This window comes from Nocardiopsis sp. RV163, assembly GCF_001029525.1.
Taxonomy (GTDB): domain Bacteria; phylum Actinomycetota; class Actinomycetes; order Streptosporangiales; family Streptosporangiaceae; genus Nocardiopsis; species Nocardiopsis dassonvillei.
Genome location: NZ_LEKI01000347.1, coordinates 1 through 1,026 on the forward strand (window position 1 = coordinate 1; position 1,026 = coordinate 1,026).

1 protein-coding gene and 1 pseudogene are annotated in these 1,026 nt (G+C 71.0%); one reads left to right on the forward strand and one right to left on the reverse strand.

Annotated features, from left to right (window positions below; genetic code table 11):
• The coding region (locus ABD54_RS26625) for a DUF305 domain-containing protein (protein ID WP_047872307.1) at positions 1-644 on the forward strand (644 nt) is incomplete at its 5' end.
• A gap of 212 nt (positions 645-856) precedes the next feature.
• On the opposite strand, the pseudogene ABD54_RS28245 reads toward ABD54_RS26625, so the two are convergent.
• A pseudogene (locus tag ABD54_RS28245) lies at positions 857-1,026 on the reverse strand (ATP-dependent Clp protease ATP-binding subunit ClpX); the annotation flags it as partial.

Genomic DNA, 1,026 nt, shown 5'->3' on the forward strand with positions numbered 1-1,026 from the left:
GGGGGGAGGGGCAGGAGCAGGAGTCGGCCAACGTCATCGCCCCCGGCGCGCCCGGGGAGTCGTCCTCCCCCGCCACGGCCGACCAGATCGCCGCCCTGGCCGAGGAGCAGGGCCACAACGAGGCCGACGTCACCTACCTGGTGATGATGATCGAGCACCACTCGCAGGCCCTGGAGATGACCGACCTGGTGCCCGAGCGCCACGAGCGCGAGGACGTCGAACTCATCGCGGACCGCATCGCCGACGCCCAGGGCCCGGAGATCACCGCCATGGAGAGCTGGCTGGAGGAGAACGTCTTCGGACCGGCCAGGGACAACCCGGCGCACCAGAACTTCTGCGGACTGGAGGGGGACGGCACCCACCACGACGAGAGCGGCGAAGTGCCCACCTGCGAGCTGGATGTGGACCACGGCGACATGCCGGGCATGGCCACCGAGGAGGAGTTGGATCAGTTGGCGGCGGCCGAGGGGGACCAGTTCGACCGCCTCTTCGTGGAGCTGATGACCGCCCATCACGAGGGCGCGGTCACCATGGCCGAGGAGGTGCTGGCAGAGGGCAGGGACCAGACGGTGATGCGCATGGCCAACGACGTGATCGCCGAGCAGAAGGCAGACATCGCGCGCATGCAGCAGGCGCTGGAGTAGGCCGGACGCCCCCCCGCGCCCGTCCCCGCGGGGGCGGATCGCGCCCCCGGACACGCGCGAGGGGGCGCCCCGGTCGGGGCGCCCCCTCGCGCGTGCTGGTTCCCGTCCTGCGGGCGGGTCAGCCGCCGGAGAACGGGAGGCGGACCCCAGGAGGGCCCCGCCGGACCCGTCGCGGGTGCGGAGGACGCGGCACGGGGTCCGGAAGGACGCTGCTAGGCGGACTTCTCCTGGCGGGTCCGGCGCAACTGGGCACGCGGGACGATGGTGGGGTTGACGTTGTCGATCACGGTCTCCCGCGTAATGATCACCTGACCCACATCCTCACGACTGGGCACCTCATACATCACCGACAACAACACCTCCTCGATAATCGCCCGCAACC